Annotated in this window: 18 protein-coding genes; 8 read left to right on the top strand and 10 right to left on the bottom strand. The window is 58.2% G+C overall.

Annotation, left to right across the window (positions count from 1 at the left end; translation table 11 throughout):
• Positions 1-5 precede the first annotated feature (5 nt).
• The 3 genes from FOY56_RS01500 to infC all read right to left on the bottom strand — a co-directional run bounded on the left by FOY56_RS01500 (position 6) and on the right by infC (position 3,127).
• Positions 6-1,406, bottom strand: a complete 1,401-nt coding sequence (locus FOY56_RS01500) for a selenium-binding protein SBP56-related protein (RefSeq protein ID WP_146344021.1) — start codon at positions 1,404-1,406, stop codon at positions 6-8.
• A 327-nt stretch (positions 1,407-1,733) separates the two neighbouring features.
• Entirely contained in the window at positions 1,734-2,330 is a 597-nt protein-coding gene (locus tag FOY56_RS01495) for a GAF domain-containing protein (protein WP_146344020.1), read from the bottom strand.
• A gap of 179 nt (positions 2,331-2,509) precedes the next feature.
• Positions 2,510-3,127: a translation initiation factor IF-3 gene (gene infC / locus FOY56_RS01490; protein WP_186766216.1), complete on the bottom strand. Its 618-nt coding sequence runs from the start codon at positions 3,125-3,127 to the stop codon at positions 2,510-2,512.
• Positions 3,128-3,516: 389 nt separating this feature from the next.
• Between infC and FOY56_RS01485 the strand changes: the two genes are divergently transcribed.
• Complete coding sequence (locus FOY56_RS01485) at positions 3,517-4,377, top strand: translation initiation factor 3 (protein WP_146344019.1); 861 nt, start codon at positions 3,517-3,519, stop codon at positions 4,375-4,377.
• 63 nt (positions 4,378-4,440) lie between these two features.
• Here FOY56_RS01485 and FOY56_RS01480 read toward each other — a convergent pair whose 3' ends face one another.
• The 5 genes from FOY56_RS01480 to FOY56_RS01460 form a co-directional block, all read right to left on the bottom strand.
• Positions 4,441-5,271 carry a ferredoxin--NADP reductase gene (locus tag FOY56_RS01480; protein WP_146344018.1) on the bottom strand — a complete coding sequence of 277 codons (831 nt, stop codon included), beginning with the start codon at positions 5,269-5,271 and terminating at the stop codon, positions 4,441-4,443.
• A 140-nt stretch (positions 5,272-5,411) separates the two neighbouring features.
• Positions 5,412-5,783 carry a DUF934 domain-containing protein gene (locus FOY56_RS01475; protein ID WP_146344017.1) on the bottom strand — a complete coding sequence of 124 codons (372 nt, stop codon included), beginning with the start codon at positions 5,781-5,783 and terminating at the stop codon, positions 5,412-5,414.
• Entirely contained in the window at positions 5,780-6,511 is a 732-nt protein-coding gene (locus tag FOY56_RS01470) for a phosphoadenylyl-sulfate reductase (protein ID WP_146344016.1), read from the bottom strand. Before FOY56_RS01470 ends, FOY56_RS01475 begins: the two co-directional genes overlap by 4 nt.
• Before the next feature lie 4 nt (positions 6,512-6,515).
• Entirely contained in the window at positions 6,516-8,183 is a 1,668-nt protein-coding gene (locus FOY56_RS01465; protein WP_146344015.1) for a nitrite/sulfite reductase, read from the bottom strand.
• The gene (locus FOY56_RS01460) at positions 8,176-8,484 is read right to left on the bottom strand and encodes a DUF2849 domain-containing protein (RefSeq protein ID WP_146344014.1); all 309 of its coding nucleotides are present in this window, start codon (positions 8,482-8,484) and stop codon (positions 8,176-8,178) included. The genes FOY56_RS01465 and FOY56_RS01460 overlap by 8 nt, the downstream gene beginning before the upstream one ends.
• A 155-nt stretch (positions 8,485-8,639) precedes the next feature.
• Here FOY56_RS01460 and FOY56_RS01455 point away from each other — a divergent pair, with 155 nt between their 5' ends.
• Positions 8,640-9,107: an Lrp/AsnC family transcriptional regulator gene (locus tag FOY56_RS01455; RefSeq protein ID WP_146344013.1), complete on the top strand. Its 468-nt coding sequence runs from the start codon at positions 8,640-8,642 to the stop codon at positions 9,105-9,107.
• A gap of 116 nt (positions 9,108-9,223) precedes the next feature.
• On the opposite strand, the gene FOY56_RS01450 is transcribed toward FOY56_RS01455, so the two are convergent.
• Entirely contained in the window at positions 9,224-10,405 is a 1,182-nt protein-coding gene (locus FOY56_RS01450; RefSeq protein WP_146344012.1) for a cytochrome P450, read from the bottom strand.
• Positions 10,406-10,466: 61 nt separating this feature from the next.
• On the opposite strand from FOY56_RS01450, the gene FOY56_RS01445 reads away from it, so the two are divergent.
• The 5 genes from FOY56_RS01445 to FOY56_RS01425 all read left to right on the top strand — a co-directional run bounded on the left by FOY56_RS01445 (position 10,467) and on the right by FOY56_RS01425 (position 16,861).
• Positions 10,467-12,209: a sensor histidine kinase gene (locus FOY56_RS01445; RefSeq protein ID WP_146344011.1), complete on the top strand. Its 1,743-nt coding sequence runs from the start codon at positions 10,467-10,469 to the stop codon at positions 12,207-12,209.
• Positions 12,206-13,435: a sigma-54-dependent transcriptional regulator gene (locus tag FOY56_RS01440; protein WP_146344010.1), complete on the top strand. Its 1,230-nt coding sequence runs from the start codon at positions 12,206-12,208 to the stop codon at positions 13,433-13,435. The genes FOY56_RS01445 and FOY56_RS01440 overlap by 4 nt, the downstream gene beginning before the upstream one ends.
• A 259-nt stretch (positions 13,436-13,694) precedes the next feature.
• On the top strand, positions 13,695-14,696 hold the full coding sequence (locus tag FOY56_RS01435) for a DctP family TRAP transporter solute-binding subunit (protein WP_146344009.1): 1,002 nt from the start codon (positions 13,695-13,697) through the stop codon (positions 14,694-14,696).
• Positions 14,697-14,807: 111 nt separating this feature from the next.
• Positions 14,808-15,485 (top strand): TRAP transporter small permease, encoded by a 678-nt coding sequence (locus FOY56_RS01430; protein WP_146344008.1) that lies wholly within the window; start codon positions 14,808-14,810, stop codon positions 15,483-15,485.
• Positions 15,485-16,861, top strand: coding sequence for a TRAP transporter large permease (locus tag FOY56_RS01425; protein ID WP_146344007.1), 1,377 nt, complete (start codon positions 15,485-15,487; stop codon positions 16,859-16,861). Before FOY56_RS01430 ends, FOY56_RS01425 begins: the two co-directional genes overlap by 1 nt.
• Before the next feature lie 223 nt (positions 16,862-17,084).
• On the opposite strand, the gene FOY56_RS01420 is transcribed toward FOY56_RS01425, so the two are convergent.
• Positions 17,085-19,610 carry a hypothetical protein gene (locus FOY56_RS01420; RefSeq protein ID WP_146344006.1) on the bottom strand — a complete coding sequence of 842 codons (2,526 nt, stop codon included), beginning with the start codon at positions 19,608-19,610 and terminating at the stop codon, positions 17,085-17,087.
• A gap of 157 nt (positions 19,611-19,767) precedes the next feature.
• Here FOY56_RS01420 and FOY56_RS01415 point away from each other — a divergent pair, with 157 nt between their 5' ends.
• Entirely contained in the window at positions 19,768-20,463 is a 696-nt protein-coding gene (locus tag FOY56_RS01415; protein WP_246139387.1) for an SIMPL domain-containing protein, read from the top strand.
• Positions 20,464-20,470: the final 7 nt, after the last annotated feature.

Here is a 20,470-nt window from a genome sequence, read left to right as displayed (position 1 = left end):
TCAGATCAGACATTGGGATAGCAGAAGCTGTCGGTCGAACAGTCGCCGCCCTCCAGCCGGATCTGATGAGAGCGGTAGCCCTCGGGGAATTCTACCCAGAAGTTTTCGTCCAGCGTCAGCCCGCCGTCTTCGCCGACATGGGCCAGAACCATCGCCGCGCCGCGTTCGCCGGGATAGAACTGGTCGTCCCACGTCGAATACAGCGAATTGGTCCAATAGACGCGTTTGCTGTCGCGACTGATTTCGACCATCTGCGGGCCGTATCCAAAGGCCTTGCCGTTCGGATGCGCGGTTTTTTTGACGATGCCACCGATGTCGACCTTGCCTGATAGTTTTGGATTCATGGGATCGGACACATCGTACTGATGCATTTCTCCGGTTCCCCAACAGGCGACATACAGATGGCGGTCATCAAGGCTGAGATCAATGTCGGTCACCAGCGGCGGTGTCGCGCCAAAGCCTTTCAACAGATCGGGCAGGTCGTCGGCATCTGCCGGTTGAGGGTCGATGGTGATGGTTTTCTTGGCCTCGAAGGTTCCGTCGTCTTTCTGCCACCAGGTAAAGATCGCACCCTGAAGATTGGATGTATCGACCACGACACCGCAGAACCCATGCTGTTTGGCAGGGTCATGTGCCGGGCGGATTTCCAGCGCCATCTGGTGATTTGCGCCCAGATCGATGGTCTGCACAACCTTGCGACCGCGCAGGTCCCAGAAATGAATGCTGTGGCCATATTTGTTACTGAGCAGATCTTCGGCGACGATGCCGTTCTCGAATTGAGGCGGTAGCCCCCATTCTGAACTGATCATGTAATCGCGTGGCAGGTTCCACCAGAAATCATAGTGCTTATCCTGCGCGCCCCGGTCCATCTCATAGCGGCCCAGAATTTCGAAGCTTTCACAATCAAGGATGAAGATACCCGGAGGCCCGTCCGTTCCATCGACGCCGCCTCCGCCAAGGGTTGAGACATAGATGCCTTCCGGTCCGCAATGGATCGTGTGCGGACGAGAATACCCGGTTTTGGCGAAAACCTCTTCAGGTTCGATGATCTTGTGGATCTTCGGATCGCGCGGATCTTTCACGTCAATCACATAGATTCGCGACGACCGAATGCCTGGAATGATCAGATAGCGGCGTTCCAAAAAGGCGTGGCCAGTCAGCGGAGACAGCGCCGAAGAACAGGCGTTCCAGCCAAAATGGTGAAACTCGTCGCCTTTGTAAGGCATGAATAATGTGCTGACGATTTTGCCAAAATCTGCAGAAGTCGGGTCGACATCGACCACGGCAAGCCCGTCAGGTTTTGACCCGTCGGGGCTGAGCAAAAGGGTAAAGGCCAAAGTCTCGACAGGGCCCGCAGCCGCATCTTTGGCGGACGGATAGAACGTTGGATCGGGTCTAAGGTTCATGATTTTCCTCCCAGAAACGGGCGGCGATCAACAAAAGTGTTCAGAAAATGGGCTTAAAAGTCTTGGAAACGCCGCGCGCCTGCTCATGTTCGCGCTCAGAACATGTCTGGGTCAAGAAAAAATACGTCGGAGAGAGGAGACTGGACATTCATCCCCCCATCGAATGACAGGACTGCAAGACGACCGGGCTGCCCGAGCGGACCCTGTTTTTATCCAAACGGACGATCTGTCAGAGGGATCTGGTGGTCCCGTTTTGCGGCACAGGTGCGACCTTGCTGAGGCGGATCAATTTGTGATCGGGCAGGGCGTTGAAAAGCGGCAAGGCTCTCACCTGGATTGGAAGCAGCCTGCGAAGCGTTTTTCTTCCAGCCCGTGCGACTGGCACAACGCTGCGCGAAGGTTGATCTGATCCGTGACGCAAGAGGCCAGATCTTTCATGATTGAGACATCTTCTGTGCACCAATGGTGTGACACTGTATTGATGGCGCATAGTGCACCCAAAGGGCGCCCGTTTGGACCGTGGACAGGAAATCCGAGATACGCCCGTACGCCGAGTTCGGGGATGGCAAGGTTTCCACAAACCCGCGAGTCCGACGGGGCGTCTTCGATGATAAGAGGACGATTGTCTCGTTTCACATATTGGCAGAAGGAATGTGAAAGCGGCGTTTCGCCCAGTTCAGCCCATGCCGGATCCAGACCAATCTGGCTTTTGAACACTTGGCGGTCCCGCTCTTCTTCAACAAAAGAAACGAGAGCGACCGGGACGTCGAGCGCCCTTGTCACCAAACGTGTGAACTTGTCGAATGCCTCTTCGGTCGGACTTTCCACCAGAGCAAGTGTGTATAGAAGGCTGGAAATGAAATCTTGGTCACTTGTCTGGGAATTTGAACCTGCATCGATAGGGTCCGAGTTTCTCTGCTGCATTCTCGTGCTCCGCCTGTGATGATCTGCCAGCGGTTTTAGATGCAAGAGATTAAGTGGCGGTAAAATGCGTGCCGATTGGCGCGTTGGCCGTTTGGTCGCGACCCGGGTATCCCAAAAACGAAAACGCCCCGGCCTTTTTAAGGTCGGGGCGGTCGGATCGTTGTGGTTGCCGAGTCGACTTACTTCTGCGGAAGCGGGCCGATCATCATGATCATCTGACGGCCCTCCATCTTCGGCATGTTTTCGACCTTGCCGACTTCCTGAGTGTCTACCGCGACGCGTTCCAGCAGTTCACGGCCCAGGTTCTGGTGCGCCATCTCACGACCGCGGAATCGCAGGGTGACTTTCACCTTGTCGCCGTTTTCGAGGAACTTAAACACGTTCCGCATTTTGACCTCATAGTCATGCGTGTCGGTGTTCGGACGGAATTTGACTTCCTTGACCTCGATGATCTTCTGCTTTTTGCGCGCTTCGCTCTCACGCTTCTGCTGTTCATATTTGAACTTGCCGAAGTCCATGATCTTACAAACGGGCGGGTTCGCATTTGGCGAGATCTCGACCAGATCCAGACCAACCTCTTCGGCGAGCTCCATGGCCCTGCGCGGAGTCACAACTCCGAGGTTCTCGCCTTCCGCACCAATCAGGCGGATCTCGTTTGAGCGGATCTTTTCGTTTACGCGGGGGCCGGTATCACGTTGCGGCGGTGCGTTATGAGGTCTGCGGGCTATTGTATCATTCCTTTGATAATTGCCGTAAAATTCAGCCCGGACAGTAGACCGGGCACGGGTGTGTTTCAAGCAACTGTTACGCGCAGCCGTCAAGTTTCCCCCGGCAAAAAAGCATCCGCAAGACGGTTTTTTGTCGGATGCTGGCTTTCGGGCATCAACCAAGGCCCAACATCAGGATCGATGACAGAATTATCAAGCCATGAGAGAGCCGTCCGGGGACAGGCTGGACAGAATCGATTGTGCTGCCTCAGGCCGGATAGGTCGGGCTCAGTATTTGTCGCCGCGTTGTGCTGATTATACGTTTTGGTGCCATTTTCTTCTATCCCCACGGTTTTGAAAGAATGTCTGCGATCAAAGGAGAGAACCCAACCTGATTTCCCCTTGCGGTGCGCCTTACAAATCCTCATGTCCGCATCGGCAGCGCTGATACGGCGCATTTTTCCGGAGAAACCAAAAAGATGAAAAATATCCTGGTATTGATCGTGATCGCGGCGGCAGCTGCAAGCGGATATGTCTGGTACACGTCACAGCAGCAGGCAGACGTGCCTCAAAGCGAGGCCGAAACGGCCCAGGAAGAAGCGAAAGAAGCCGTTGAAGCGGCCGTGGACGCAACCACCGAAGCAGCCGAAGCCGTAAAAGACGCGGCTGTGGAAACAGCCGAAGACGCCGTTGATGCGGCAACTGAAGCTGCGTCAGAGGCCGTCGATGAAGCGAAAGAAGTGGTAGAAGGCGCGGCTGAGTCCGCGTCAGACGCTGTTGAGAGCGCCTCCGACACGGCTGCTCAGGCTGTCGAAGCCGCAGGCGAAGCTGTTGATGCAGCCGCCGAAGCTGCGACGCAGGCTGCGACAGAAGCTTTGACTGCGGGCGAGTCCGTGGCAGACAGCGTCAGCAATGCTGCAAGCGCGGCTGTGGATGCTGCAACCGAATCCGTAACTGACGCGGCCACGCAAGCGGTGACTGATGCGGCAACCGACACAGCCACCGATGCTGCAACGCAAGCGGTGACGGATGCGGCAACCGACGCAGCCACGGATGCTGCAACCGACGCAGCCACCGATGCGGCAACGCAAGCCGTGACGGATGCGGCGACCGACGCAGCCACCGATGCGGCAACGCAAGCCGTGACAGATGCGGCGACTGACGCAGCCACGGATGCGGCAACACAAGCTGTGACTGATGCGGCCACGGATGCTGCCACTCAGGCCGTGACTGATGCGGCAACCGACGCGGCAACGCAGGCGGTGACTGATGCAGCAACCGACGCGGCCACGGATGCGGCAACTGACGCTGCGAATTCGGTCCTGGGCACAGGCAACTGATACGACCATAAGAAAGCGCCCCGAATTGGGGCGCTTTCTTTGCTTCTGGGCTGGGCCTGATACCTAGCCGACAAACGCTTTTTCGATCACGAACTCGCGCGGGTCAGAATTTGCGCCCTCGGTAAGACCGAAATCTTCGAGAATCTTCTTGATATCAAGGTTGAAGGCTAGCGACCCGCATACCATTGCGCGATCAGTTTCGACGTTGATCGGAGCAATTCCAAGATCCTTGAACACGGTGCCATCGGTCAGCAGGGTGGTGATGCGGCCCATCTTGAGGCTCTCTTCGCGGGTGGTCGTCGGATAGTAGCGGATTTTGTTCAGGTGCTCTTCCCCGATCAGCTCTTGCATCAGTTCATCGGACTTCAGATTTTCGATCAGTTGTTTGCCATACTCCAGCTCGGCCACATCCCGACAGGTATGTGTGATGACGACCTCGTCGAACTTCTCATAGGTTTCAGGGTCGCGTAAAAGCGACGCGAAGGGGGCAAACCCGGTTCCAGTGGCAAAGAACCAGATCCGTTTCCCCGGCAGCAGCGCGTCATGAACCAGCGTGCCAACCGGCTTGGGACGCAAGATAATGCCATCACCCGGCTGGATGTGCTGCAGCTTTGAGGTCAGCGGACCATCCTGTACCTTGATGGAATAGAACTCCAGTTCTTCATCCCAGGACGGCGACGCAATCGAATACGCCCGCAGCAACGGTTTGCCATTGTCGCCCAGCAGGCCGATCATGACAAATTCGCCGGACCGGAAACGCAAAGATTGCGGACGGCTTACGCGGAAGGAAAACAGATTGTCTGTCCAATGTTTGACCTGTGTGATGGTCTGGGCATCGGGCAGGGTGGGGGCCTTTTTGGCGGTTGCTTCTGTCACGGGGGTCATCTCTGTCATCGGGGCTCATTGACCGGTTGGGTAAACCGGTACCTCTGATTAATCTTTGATTTAGGTCAGGTGAAGGGGCCAGACGCAGGGAAATACAACTGCGTCTGGCAAGTCGGTTGGGCCAGAGCGGCCCAGACGGGGGATTTCGGCTATCCGCGCAGGCGCGCCTGGTAGTTGTGCGCGTGCCACTCAGCACGGGCCAGCCACTGATCTTCGGGTTGGCGAGCAGCCATGTCATCGTCGATTTCGATGTCGTCAAAGCCGCTGCGGCGCGCCATCGCATATTGGTCGGCCAGAACATGGCCTTGAGCCCGCAAGCGGCCCTCAAAGCCCATCAGGCGCAACCGGCGGGCAATCGAAAACCCGCGCCCATCGGCAAAGCTTGGAAACGCGATCCGGATCTGGGTCACCCCGTCCAACTGGAAGCTCAAGCCTGCCGGGTCCGTGTCCGAGGCCAGATCCAGCCATGTTCCGGTTTCGGTGTCGGGGCCAAAGCCCGCGTCGGTGACGATTGTGGTCATGCTGATGCTCCTGTGCGGACGAATTTGCCATTCTCAAAATGAATGCCGCATTCTTCCTTTGTCTGTTCGCGCCAGCGTCCGGCGCGGGGATCTTCGCCGGGTCTGACGGCGGATGTGCAGGGGGAGCACCCAATCGAGGGGTACCCTTTGGCCACCAGCGGATGCCGTGGCAGGCGGTTTTCTTCCATGTAGGCGCGCACATCGTCTGGCGCCCAGTGGGCCAGTGGGTTCACTTTCAGACGGGGGGCGCGGTCTTCAACCTCAAAGAAGTCGAGCGCGGCGCGGGTGCCCGATTGGAACCGCTTGCGCCCGGTGATCCAGCCATCATATCCGGCCAGAGCATTTTCAAGCGGGCGGATCTTGCGCAAGGCACAGCAGGCATCGGTATCGCGCAGGTGTAGTGCGCCAGTGGGGTCTTCCTGTGCGACATCCTGTTCTGCAGCCTGGATGATGTGGACATTCTTCAGGCCCAGACGTTCACAGACCTCGGTCTGATAGACCAAGGTTTCGGTGAACAGCATCTGGGTGTCGATGAAGATCACCGGCGTCATCTTGTCGATCACGGCTGTCATATGCAGCAACACGACCGATTCGGCCCCAAAGCTGGACACAAGCGCGATGTTGCCCGCATCCTGCAACGCACCCTGCATGACCGAGGTTGCACTGTGATGCTTGTACCGGGTGTTCAGCCTGTCAGCCTTTATTGCCAAGGCGGATGAATCCAACATCGGATCAGGCCGCCTTTTCGCGCTGATGGTCGGGGTAAAGAGCGGCTTTGAACGGAGCCAGCCCCAACCGGCGATAGGTCTGAAGGAAGTGCTCATCGCCTCCGTCACGCAGATCGAGATAGGCATAGACCAGTCGTTCGATGGCCGGAACGATCTCTTCCGCCGAAAACCCGGGACCTGCGCGTTCGCCAATGGTGGCATCTGTGCCGCCATCGCCGCCCAGCGTGATCTGATAGTTCTCAACGCCAGCCCGATCCAGACCAAGGATGCCGATGTGACCGACATGGTGATGTCCGCACGCGTTGATGCAGCCTGAAATCTTGATTTTCAGCTCACCAATCTCATGCTCCAGCTTCAACTCATCAAACCGGGTCGCAATCTCTTGTGCGATCGGGATCGAGCGGGCCGTTGCCAGCGCGCAGTAATCCATACCGGGACAGGCGATGATATCGCTGATCAGGCCCACATTGGCCGTGCCCAGTTCAGCCTCTTTCAGCGCCGCGTGCAGCGCCGGAAGATCGGCCTTGGCCACATGCGGCAGGATAACGTTCTGTTCGTGACTGATACGCAGTTCGTCATAGGCGTACCGTTCGGCCAGATCTGCCATCACCCGCATCTGGCTGGCGCTGGCATCGCCCGGAGTTGCGCCATGCGCTTTGAGGCTGATGGTCACGATGGCATGGCCTGGATCACGATGGGGCGTCAGATTGGTATCCGCCCAGCTGCGAAACACCGGATCATTGGTATAGGCGGCTTCGAATGCACGCGCTGAAGTCTGCCGCAGGGCAGGCGGGGCAAACGCCTCCTCGATCCCGGCCAGAATATCCTGATCGACGCCTGAAAACAGCGGCTTGATCTGCGCAAACTGGCGTTCAACCCGGTTGCGGATGTCGTCGATGCCATTTTCATGCACAGTGATCTTGATCCGGGCCTTGTATTTGTTATCGCGTCGGCCCAACAGATTGTAGACGGACAGAACAGACTCCAGATACGGCAACAGATCGGCCTTGGGCAGGAAATCACGTAGCACTTTGCCAATCATAGGCGTCCGGCCCAGACCGCCGCCAACAATGACCCGCACGCCTTCTTCGCCACCCTGCTCAACGATCTGCAAACCGATGTCATGCGCCTTGATCACGGCGCGGTCATTGTCGCTGCCGGTAATGGCGATCTTGAACTTGCGCCCGAGAAACTGAAATTCCGGATGGTCCGTTGACCATTGCCGGATCAATTCCGCCACGGGGCGCGGATCGGCGATTTCGTCAGCGGCAGCACCGGCAAAATGGTCTGCCGTCACATTGCGAATGGTGTTGCCCGAAGTCTGGATCGCATGCAGGCCAACCTTGGCCAATGCATCCAGCATGTCAGGAATGTCATTCAGTTTTGGCCAGTTATACTGGATGTTCTGGCGCGTGGTGAAATGGCCATAGCCCTTGTCCCATGTCTCGGCCAGCACCGCCAACTGCCGCATTTGCGCAGAGTTCAGTGTGCCATAGGGGATCGCCACACGCAGCATGTAGGCATGCAGTTGAAGATAGACACCGTTCATCAGGCGAAGGGGTTTGAACTCATCCTCGGTCAGTGAGCCGTCAATGCGGCGCTCGACCTGGGCGCGAAACTGGGCGTTGCGCTCGGCAAGGAATGCGGTGTCAAATTCAGAATATTTATACATGAGCGCGGCTTTCCTGCTTGCCATGGGCATAATTTGACGGTCCGGTGCGGCGAAAATCTTCACGGAAGTGCACTGGCCTGGGGCCATCTGGGCTGTCTGCCATATCTGCCAGATAGGCACCGACAACCTGAGCGCGCTGCTGTTCAGCAAACAACAGGCGCAATTGCGCGTGCGCTTCGTCGGTGATCAGCTCGGCCAGTGTCAGGCGACGGGTCCAGCTGTCATCGGCGGTGAGATAAATCACATCACCTTCCAACAGATCGTTTGCGGTGACGACCTTGGGCGAAAATGGGCGTGGCATGGGCGCTCCTCCATCGAGTTCGGTCCGGGTTTGACTTGAGTTCAAATATAGGAAATATTCCCGGTAATGCGCCATATGCTGCGGTGAATAAGGACGTGCGTTCCAAAGTTCAGCGGGCATGGAACCGGTAGTCCGCGAAACAAGGAGAATAAGGAATGTCCGTACGGATCGACGCCACGGATCGGAAAATCCTGGCAGAGCTTCAAAGGGATGCCAGCCAGTCATTGGACGAAATTGCCGGTCGGGTCGGCAGTTCCAAGACCCCGGTCTGGAATCGCATCAAGAAGCTGCGCGAGGCCGGTGTGATCGGCCAGCAGACCGTGATCCTGGATGCGGAAGCGTTGGGGTTCGAGGCAACTTTTTTTGTCCTGATCCGAACCTCGGAACACGAGGCTGAGTGGCAGGCGGCCTTTCTGAAGGCATTGCGCGATCATCCCGAGGTGCAGGAAGCCCACCGTTTGGCGGGCGATATCGATTACATTCTGAAAGTTCGGGTCAAGAACGCGCGCGCCTATGACGCGTTTTATCAGGCGCTGATCTCAGAGGTGCGGGTGCACAACGTCACGGCGCTTTTGTCGATGGAAGAGATAAAGTCCACAACGATGCTGCCAATGGATCCGTAGGACTTTGGGTATTTGAAACAAGAAAGAAGCAGAGAATGCCTTTTTGCTTCTTTCTTGTTTCAATTACCCTTGGATTAGGGCGCGCGCTCCACTTCGCTCAATGGGCTAACCCGCTGTCAGCGACGGACTATCAACTGCGTCAGACCGTGGAAATGGTAACTGTTTGCATAGATTGGCCGCTCTGCAAGGCGAAGGAGCGGGCAACGCTGCAACAGGATCGGCAACGCGATCTGCATTTCAAGCCGTGCCAAGGGGGCACCAACGCAGAAATGTAATCCGCCGCCAAAACTTGTGTTCGTCAGAACGGGTCGGAACGGGTCGAACCGGTCTGGATGCGTCCAGATGGCAGGATCGCGGTTGGCGGCACCAAGGAGCAAAGCCACCTGATCTCCGCGCTGAAACATGTGATTGTGAACTGTGACAGTTTCATAGGCATAGCGCGTGAACATATGCAGGGGCGGATCATACCGCAGGATCTCTGCAACAGTTCCGTCGATCCGGTTCGGGGCAAGGCATTCTGGCCCGCTTCCGGTTTCGAGTAAGGTTTTGATACCATTTCCCAAACTATGCACCGTCGCCTCGTGTCCGGCATTCAGCAACAGGATACAGGTGCCGATCAATTCGTCGGTCGACAACTTCTCTCCGGCTTCTTCAGCGGCGATCAGCCGGGTGATCAGATCATCGCGGGGGGCTGCACGGCGGTGGTCGATGTAATCGCGCAGGAAGACAGTGAATTCTGTGGCAGCGCGCGCCGCCGCCTCTTCAGTGTCTCGGGTTCGGTTGGCCTGATACATGGCGACCATGGCGTGAGACCAATTCAATAACTCGGCTGACATGTTTTCTGGCACGCCCAACAAACGGCATATCGTGATTACCGGGATTCGGGTGCAATAGGTTTCAAGAACATCAAAGTCCTGATCGGGGAAAGCGTCGATCAATCCATGGCACAAACCTTTGATATCCTGCGCCATCGCCCCAATGGCCCGGGAGGTGAATGCCCGCAGGACCAGAGCGCGCAAACGCGTGTGACGGGGTGGCTCGGCATCCAGAAGCGAATTGGACTCGACCGCCAGAAACGGGGCAAGATGCACTGGTCCGGGTTCTGCCAGTTCGGCGGGAATTTCGCGGCCAAACCGGCGGTCCCGCAACAAGGCATGCACAGTTTCATGGTCAAACGCCGCAGGCATGTCATAGTCGCTCCAATAGTGCAAAGCACCTTGTTCACGCGCCGCGGCGTAGACTGGATAGGGGTTCTGAACGAAATCCGGATCGGTTGGAGATTGGTGCAGTGTCATCATCTGCCGCAGCGTTGCCGGGGCGTCTGGTCAATGCAAGCCCTGCTTTGTTAGGTTGGCGGTCATGAACCTATCACGCCGTAACATCATTCTTGCTTTTCTGTTGGCTGTCTCGCTGCTTGCAACCGGAGTCTGGCGATACGGATACCTGCAGGCACTGGACCAGTTGGCCCAGCGGGCCGAAGCCGATCTGGCGTTGGCCAGTGACCGTCTCAGCACGCAACTGCAGGTCTATCAGGAGCTTGCTGTGCTGACCGCTGATCATCCGGGATTGACTGAACTGTCCTATCCCATGCGGCGTATGGCGGCGCAGGCGTTGCTGCTTGAAATTGCAGACAAAACCGGAGCGCTGGATGTGGCCTTTGTAGCGCCTGATGGAAACATCCTGGCAGCGGCGCGGGGCGAGATCGGATCAAATCTGAGCGCTGAACCCTATTTCCAGCGCGCGATGCAAGGCGCGCTTGGGGCTGGCCACGGGCTGGTCGGGCCGCAGGAACGGCGGGCGTATTTTTATGCGGCCCCTGCCTTTTCTGTCGACGGGCGCGTACGGGGCGCAGTGATTATGGTGGCCGATGTCGAAGACGTCGAACAGACATGGCGCGGCAGCACACCGGCTGTATTTTTCATGGATGCGCGTGGCGAAGTCTTTATTTCGAACCGATCCGAGATCTTGTTCTGGTCGCGACCTGCCGGGGCTGTTGGTCTGGAAGTCCCTGACGGACCTCGTCTGGCGTTTCGATCCAGCCGGGTTGGTGGGCATGAAATCTGGGATCTGAATTGGGGTCCTTATCTGCCAAGGCGGGCCTTGCACATGGTGCGCGATCTGCCGGTCATCGGGATGACAGGCGAAGTACTGTTGGATGTGGCCCCGGCCCGTCGCCTTGCGGGGTTGCAGGCCGCTGCCATGGCGGCGATCTGTCTTGCGTTTGGAGCGATGCTGTTTATGGCCACCGAACGGCGGCGCGCGTTGGCGCAGGCCAATGCAGTTCTGGAAAGCCGGGTTGAGGCGCGCACGCAGGCGCTATCGGCCACCAACACGCAGTTGCGTCGCGAAGTGGCAGAACGCGAAGAGGCCGAGGCGGCATTGAAACAGGCGCAGGCCGATCTGGTGCAGGCGGGAAAACTTAGCGCGCTGGGCCAGATGAGTGCTGGGATCAGCCACGAGCTCAACCAACCCCTGATGGCAATTCGGCAGTTTGCAGACAATGGTATGGCGTTTCTGGAACGTGACCAGACCGACAAGGCCCGGGAAAACCTTGGCCGGATTGCTGAACTTGCCGCGCGTGCGGCGCGCATCATCAAAAATCTGCGTGCCTTTGCCCGCAATGAAAGCGAACCGATGAGCAAGGTTGATCTGGTTCAGGTCATCAACACGGCGGTCGAACTGACCGGAGTGCGGTTGCGGGGCGAAGGCGTGGCGCTGGACTGGGCTCCGCCGAGCGCGCCGGTCATGGCGTGGGGGGGAGAGGTCAGGCTGGTGCAGGTCTTCGTTAACCTGATCAACAATGCGGCTGATGCGATGACCGGGCAGGCCGAAAAGCGGATCGAGATCAGGGTTCATACCGAGGATCGTCTGACCGTCACCGTGCGCGATATCGGCCCGGGGATCGCATACCCCGAAAAGATATTCGAGCCGTTCTATTCGACAAAGCCAGTCGGCAGTTCCGAAGGCATGGGGCTGGGCCTGTCGATTTCCTATGGGCTGGTCCAGAGTTTTGGCGGCAACATTCGGGGTGTGGACACAGGTGGCAATGGCGCCTTGTTCACGGTCGAACTTGAATACTTTCAGAGGGAAGAAGCTGCATGACTTGCAAGGTGCTTCTGGTCGACGACGATGCGGCGGTGCGCGAAGCCTTGGGGCAGACGCTGGAACTGGCGGATCTTGATACAATCACTGCTGGGTCGTTCGTGGTTGCCAAAGATCACATCACGCCTGAGTTCGACGGGGTCATCGTTTCGGATATCAGGATGCCGGGGCGGGATGGGTTTCATCTGCTGGATTACACGCAAGGCATCGATAAGGAGCTTCCGGTGATCTTGCTGACCGGGGAAGGCGACATACCGATGGCGGTACGCGCAATGGGGCAAGGTGCGTTCGATTTCCTTGAAAAACCCTGTGCGGCCAGCGATTTGCTGGCTGTGATCGAACGCGCCGGGAAAACCCGGGCGCTTGTTCTTGAAAATCGTCGGTTGAAGCTGCAGCTCGAAAGTGGTGATCCGGCGGCGCGGATGTTGTTCGGAACCTCGCCCCAGGCCGATGAACTGCGCACCCGGGTGCGCAGCGTTGCGGGAACCGGGGCCGAAGTTCTGGTGATCGGGGCTCCAGGGGTCGGAATCTCAAAAGTGGCCGAAGTCGTCCATCTGATGTCATCGGTCGGACGTGGTCCATTCGTCAAGCGGCCGTCGGCCAGTCTGGACGCTGCCGAGTTTGATGCGGTGTGCGGGCTGGCAGCGGGCGGCTCGCTGTTTCTGGACGAAGTCGCGGCCATGCCCGAAGCCACTCAGTACGCGGTGATGGAGCGGTTGGAGCGGGGAGCCGGGGTTCGGGTGATCGCCGGTTCGACCGTCGATCTGGCCGAACGTGTTGCGCGTGGGTCGTTCAATGCTGACCTGTTCTATCGGCTGGACGTCATGCGGGTTCGTATCCCGTCGCTTAGCGAACGGCCGCAGGATATCCCGGTGCTCTTTCGCCACTACGTGGCGCAGGCCGCCGAGCAGGCAGGGATACCGGCGCCACAGGTGTCGCCGGATCACGCCGCCGCGCTGATGGCACAGAACTGGCCCGGAAATGCCAGATCACTGATGTCAGCGGCGATGCGCTTTGTGTTGGGGATGCCTGAAGAGGCAAGCAAGACCGCCGGACTGGGGCTGACCGAGCAGATGGCACAGGTCGAGCGGTCGTTGTTGGTTGCGGCGCTGGGGCGGCAAAACGGCCGGGCCAGTGCTGCCGCGCAGGATCTGAAACTGCCGCGCAAGACGTTCTACGACAAACTGACCCGCTATGGGATTCGCCCCGAGGACTACCGTCGCTGACGAATTGTGCGGAATCCCGCACAATCGGCTCTCGATACTGTGCGAAATTTCGCACACTCTGGTTCCAGTCCGTAGACTCTTTGTGAGAGTTGCTCTGTATATTATTGATTTTGCTTAAATTTATCAAAAGTTGATTCGATTGTGACAAACCGTTGAGCGAAACGATTCGATTCGGTTCACTGCCCGCAACGCATCGACCCTTGATGCGGAGGGGTTTTACCGCCCCGAAGGGACACTCACTAATCGGGAGGAGATACCGATGAAATTCCTGACCACTGCCGCCACTGCTCTGGCGCTTGCCGTCACCGCCACAACAGGATTTGCAGCCTGCGACGACGGTGAAATCGTCGTCAAATTTGCGCACGTTACCAACACCGACAAGCACCCGAAGGGGATTGCCGCGTCGCTGCTGGAACAGCGTGTGAACGATGAAATGAACGGCACCATGTGCATGGAGGTCTTCCCGAACTCCACGCTATACAACGACAACAAAGTGCTGGAAGCGATGCTTCAGGGCGACGTTCAATTGGCCGCACCGTCACTGTCGAAGTTCGAAAAGTTCACCAAGCAGTTCCGCCTTTTTGACCTTCCGTTCATGTTCAAGAACATTGACGCCGTCGATGCGTTTCAGGCGTCGGCTGACGGTCAGGCAATGCTGGACAGCATGCAGCGCCGCGGCCTGCAGGGGCTGGCGTTCTGGCACAATGGCATGAAGCAGATGTCGGCCAACAAGCCGCTGATTTCTCCGACCGACGCAAACGGACTGAAGTTCCGCGTGCAGTCCTCGGACGTTCTGGTCGCCCAAATGGAAGCCATCGGTGGCTCGCCTCAGAAAATGGCCTTTTCTGAAGTCTATGGCGCGCTGCAGCAGGGTGTTGTGGACGGTCAGGAAAACACCTGGTCCAACATTTACGGAAAGAAGTTCTTTGAAGTGCAGGACGGCGTGACTGAAACTAACCACGGCATCATCGACTATCTGGTCGTGACCAGTGTCGACTGGCTGGATAGCCTGGACGCCGATGTGCGTGACCAGTTCACCACGATCCTGTCTGAAGTGACCGAGGCTCGCAACAAAGAGGCCTTTGCCGTCAACGAAGGCGCGAAGAAACTGATCCTGGAGGCAGGCGGCACGATCCGCACCTTGGACGCAGATCAGCGCCAGGAGTGGGTCGACACGATGAAGCCCGTTTGGGATAAGTTTGCCGGTGACGTTGGTCAGGACAAGATCGACGCCGCACAAGCCATCAACGCCGGTATGTAAACCGGTACTTTTGCGGCGCATATCGTACAGATATGCGCCGCAACTTTGGCGGGCCTCATTGGGGAGGGCCCGCCATTTTCCAATAAAACCTGAATTCGTGGGGGCAGAGCCATGTCTGGCACGCAATCCGGCTTTGCCGGGGTCGTCGACCAGATCGAGGAGACCATAATCGCGGTCCTTCTGGGTCTGATGACCGTAGTCACGTTTGCAAATGTGATTGCGCGTTTCGTCTTTAATTCCAACATTCTTTGGGCGCTTGAGCTGACCGTGTTCATGTTCGCCTGGCTGGTGCTTCTCGGCGCATCCTATGCAGTCAAAAAACACGCGCATCTGGGTGTAGACGCCATTCTGAACATGCTGGCCCCGGGGCCACGCAAGGTTCTGGCGATTATCTCGGTCGCTTGCTGTTTGGCGTTTTCGCTACTGATGCTTAAGGGCGCGTATGACTACTGGGCGGTGTTTGCAGATCTGCCGCCGACCTCGGGGCGCTGGTTTCCTACTGGGTTCGACATGAAGGCCCGCAGCCAGAGCTTTTACGAAGTTCAGGATGTGCCGATGGTTGGCCTGTTCCGATGGCTGGAAGACGCCATCAACTATGGTGAAGCCTACGAAAAACTGCCCAAGGTCGTGCCCTATGTGGTGCTGCCGGTGTCGATGCTGCTACTGGTCTACCGTTTTGTGCAGGTCGCCATTCAGATCTCGCGCAACCAGATCGACCGTATCGTGGCCAGCCACGAGGTCGAAGACGAACTGGAAGAAGTTCGCGCGCAGCAGGGGGCGCATGACTGATGGACGTCGTTTTTCTTTTTGGCATGGTCATCGGCCTGCTGCTGATCGGGGTTCCGATTGCGGTGTCGCTGGGTCTCAGCTCTACCATCTTCCTGTTGATTTATTCCGACAGTTCTCTGGCGTCGGTTGCGGGAACCTTGTTCGAGGCGTTTGAGGGGCATTTTACCCTTCTGGCGATCCCATTCTTCATTCTCGCCTCGTCTTTCATGACCACGGGTGGCGTGGCGCGCCGGATCATCCGGTTTTCGATCGCTTGCGTGGGGCATCTGCCCGGCGGACTGGCCATTGCGGGCGTGTTTGCATGTATGCTGTTTGCCGCGTTGTCGGGGTCTTCGCCCGCCACTGTGGTTGCCATCGGGTCTATCGTGATCACTGGCATGCGCCAGGTTGGATATACACGTGAATTTGCCGCTGGCGTGATCTGTAACGCGGGCACGCTGGGCATTCTGATCCCGCCGTCGATTGTAATGGTGGTCTATGCCGCAGCCGTCGAAGTGTCGGTGGGCCGGATGTTCCTTGCGGGCGTGATCCCCGGTCTGATGGCGGGGCTTATGCTGATGGTCACCATCTACGTCATGGCCAAGGTCAAGAACCTGCCAAAAGGCGACTGGAACGGTTGGGGCGAAATCCTGACCTCGGGCCGCGAAGCGGGTTGGGGGCTGTTCCTGATCGTGATCATTCTGGGCGGCATCTATGGCGGGATTTTCACCCCGACAGAAGCGGCCGCCGTGGCTGCGGTCTATGCTTTCCTGATCGCAAGTTTTGTCTACAAGGACATGGGGCCGCTTGCCACCGAGGGCGATGCGCCAAACAAGTCGCTTTTGAAACGACCGTACACTCTGATCACGGCGTTCTTCCATCCCGACACAAAGCAAACGCTGTTTGAGGCGGGCAAGCTGACGGTGACGTTGCTGTTCGTTATCGCCAATGCGCTGATCCTGAAGCATGTGCTGACCGATGAGCAGGTGCCACAGACCATCGCCAATGCCATGCTGTCGGCTGGGTTTGGTCCGATCATGTTCCTGATTGTCGTGAACGTCATCCTGCTGATTGGCGGTCAGTTCATGGAACCATCCGGGCTTTTGGTTATCGTCGCACCGCTTGTTTTCCCGATTGCCATTCAACTGGGTATCGACCCGATCCATCTTGGCATCATCATGGTGGTGAACATGGAGATCGGAATGATCACACCGCCCGTGGGTCTGAACCTGTTTGTGACCTCGGGCGTGGCTGGCATGCCAATGATGAGCGTTGTTCGTGCGGCCCTGCCGTTTCTGGCCGTGTTGTTCGTGTTCCTGATCATGGTGACGTATATCCCTTGGCTGTCCACGTTCCTGCCCAACACGTTCATGGGGCCAGAGATCGTGACGTACTGATCGAAACAAATCTGAACCTGAAAGCGGCGCTGGAGTTTCCAGCGCCGTTTTTTTGGGAAGGGGGCGTGATCCAAAGGAGCGCCTGCGGCGCATTCGATCTATAGGCGCTGGCGCGCAGGGCGAGGCTATGCCTCGCGGGCTTGGATATGGTTGGTAATTAGAGTTTCGTTGCAGCGGGGGTGATGGACCGCACGTAGCGCCCGAACCCGTCGCGTGATGATGATCAGCCGCTTGGCATTTTCAGGGTCATGCTGCGGCTGCCCTTTTCATACCGCAGGTCGCTTTCGCCGATGGCAATCACACGGCCACCGTCGACAAGGTCGCCAACCTTGACCTTCTTATAGCGCCCGCTGGGCAGGCGGATCAGGGCGCGTCGGTTCGAAGGCGTGCCGTAGACGCCAATCAGGTTCAGACGCTGCAGGTTGATCGAATTCTTCAGCGTGGCTTGCCGTGCCACCGAAGCCGGGGAGGGTGCTGCGGGTTTGACTGCGCCGCCGCTGACATTGCTGCCGCCTGTGCGACCCGTTCGGGTGGACCCAGTGCTGCTGTTGTCTATGTTTGCGGTACTGGCCGCACTTGCTGCGGCCGCCGCAGTTGTTGTTGTCGAAGGTGCTGTGGCCACAGTCGGACTTGGTTTGGCCTTCTTGACCAAGGCGGCGAAGTTGCGGGGGCGTGCTTTCGGCGTCCGAGACACAACGACAGCCTGCGCCGTAGGCGTTTCATCTTCTTCGGCGATTTGCTTGGCAGTTTTAGGACGCAGTTTCGGGCGCAGACCCGCCAGTTCATCCCGGCTCTTGCCGCCTAGATTGGCGCGTTCGTTCAGTTCAACCAGTTCGTCGGGCCGCAGGCGCGGGCGCAGCGCGGCAAGGTAATCTTCGCGCACATCGCTGGTTTCTGGCGTGGTTTCAAACCGAACCGGAGTCTGGGGTGGAACCACATCGGGACGTCCAAGATAAACGATGACGCCATCCGGAGTCATCGCGCCTTCCGGAGTTGGTTCGACAAGCCCGCGCGGATTAACGGCTGCCGCAGTTCCAGCCGCCGCAGGCGAGGTCACTGAATTCAGAGGGTCGTCCGTCTCTAAAAACGACTGTGGCGGTAGTGCCACCGCGTCCTGAGACAGATCAGTCCTGTCGATCGAGGCAAGATAGACGTCGTTCAGATCGATAATGTACGGCGCTTCGGGAACAACCGGTGCATTGGGCCAAATTCCGGTCGCGGCATAGCGCGCCTCAGAAGTTGCCGCCTCAGCCTGCGTCAGGGGCTGCGACGTTTCGTTATCCGCCGGTTGTCCTGCCAGATCAGGCCGCAGGGCGTCCAAAACGGCGGTATCGGTGTCAGACAATGTCGGTAGAGATGGGACGCTGACCTGTTCCGGGCGCTGATCGGCAGTCGCGCTGTCCACTTCAGGTGACGTGGTCCGGGCGGTTTCGGGGGCTTGCGGCGCTGGTGTACTGGCCAAGGGCGGAGTTGCGGGCACAGGTGCAGTTGATTTGGCAGGTTGCGGCGCAACCGGGACTGCATCGTCTTGGTTCGACGGCTGTGTTGGGTCAGGCAGGCGAGTGGCAAGCTCGGTCGGTTCGGGCGTGCCACGAAACAGGCCGGTTACCCCGTCTTCCAGGAAAATCGCAGCCCATGCCGCGACGATGGCCAGGAAAAACAGCAACGCGACGGTCAGCATCAAACCAAGGTATCTCGGCTTGCCCCGGGTTTTCTGGCTTTCACGCGCGCCGAAAACCGTCATGCGTTCGGTTTCGGTCTCAGGGTCCGCCGCATCCTGATTTGCCGCTTTGAACGGCAAAGGTTCAGGGGACGCCTGCGTTGTTGCGCCTTCGTCAGGGTCGGGCGTTGCTTTGGCCGCTTTGCGTCGGCTCAGAAAGTTGCCCTTGGAAGCAGGGGCCGGGGTGTCGTCTGGTACGGGCGGCAGGTCCAGAGCAGGGGCGGCCACCGAGATCTCTGGCTTTGGCGGATCAGTCGGCGCATTCGGTGGCGGCGTGGGGTGACCGGGCGATGGCGGTACGTCACGGGTTGCGCCCGTCAAAGACGGGGCGCCGGTTCCCGGTTTGCTGCGCCGGCTTGAAAAACCGGGGACGGGGTCTGCAGGTTCGGGGTCTGGATCGTCGACCTCAGCCAGCGGTTCGGGGTCCGGGGCTTTTGGGGGTTCAGGCTCGGGCCTTGGCACAGGGGCCTTTTCCGGTATCCGCGCAGGGCCGATAACAGCGACAGGATCGCCGTCGGGCGTGACATGATCAATGCCATCCAGCGACGCGGCATGTGCCGACTGTCCGAAATGTGGCTCGCCAATGAATTCAGGGCCTATGGGTATCGCAACAAAGCTGACCGGATTGAACGCATGTTCGATGGCAAAGGCTTCGGCTTCGTCCAGAGTCTCGCGAGCGATGGCGGCTACATGGGTCACATTACCTTCGACAGACAAGTCGTAGACCAGATCGCTCAGGGGATACGGCGTTGCATTTTCCAGCTCAGCCTCAACCCGGCCTTTGCGGGCATCGCCCTGAAGTGGTCCGGTCTCGACGCTCAAATACCGGATCTGGTCATTTGGAATGATGATTTTGCTGTGCCACGCGCCGGGTTCAAGTCGGCTGGCCTTATCGCGCAGATCTGCCAGGGCGCCGGGCAGATCTTCCGCATCCAGCGGAACCTCACCTACGGCACGCCACCCGTCTCTGGCGCGATGCAACAGAGAAATGCCCTCAAACGAGAGTGAAAGCGCAAATGCTGGCTTCATATTCTGGCAGTACCATCAATCCCAACCCGCAGGCATCTGGGGCCCACACTACGACTTTAAAGCAGGACTTCGCCGAGGAAAAGAAAAACACATGGCAGCATCTTGCCGAGTTGCGAGCCGGGTCCCCATGTTAGCGTCAATCAAGAGGAGAAAATTCGTGCGACATCAAATTCTTGCCGCTGCAGCGGTGGTTCTGGCTCTGGTCGGAGCCGCATCTGCAGACGAAAACGCCCGCCGGATCACAGTAACAGGCCAAGGCCACGTCGAAACTGCCCCGGACATGGCGACGATCACCTTGGGGGTCACGCACGAAGGGCCTGTGGCGGGCGACGCAATGCAGGCCACTTCGGACTCTGTGGCCAAAATGTTGGACCGGTTGGCCAAGCTAGGGGTCGAACCGCGCGACGTGCAAACCCAAAATTTGTCGTTGAACCCGGTCTGGTCGAACCAGACCAATTCGGGTGCCCGCGTCCGCAAGATCACAGGCTTTGTCGCCAGCAACACGGTTTCGGTTCGGGTGCGCGATTTGCCCTCTCTGGGCGGGGTTTTGGATGCGGTAATTCAGGATGGTGCAAATGAATTCAATGGGTTGCGGTTCTCAGTTCAGGATCCGGAACCGCTGGTCATTGAAGCGCGCAAACTGGCTGTCGAAAATGCAATCGCAAAGGCCGAACAACTTGCCACGGCTGCCGGTGTCCGGTTGGGCGATGTGATGACGATCAATGAAAACGGCGGTGGTCGCCCGCGTCAGATGCTTGAAATGGCGCGTGTGGCCAGTGACAGCGTGCCGGTTGCCGCTGGTGAAGTATCGCTCAGCAGCTCAGTGACGTTGGTGTTTGCTATCGAGGGATAAGAGGGTG

This window comes from Falsiphaeobacter marinintestinus (assembly GCF_007923355.1).
GTDB lineage: Bacteria > Pseudomonadota > Alphaproteobacteria > Rhodobacterales > Rhodobacteraceae > Phaeobacter_A > Phaeobacter_A marinintestinus.
This window is presented reverse-complemented; position numbering and strand designations above follow the sequence as displayed.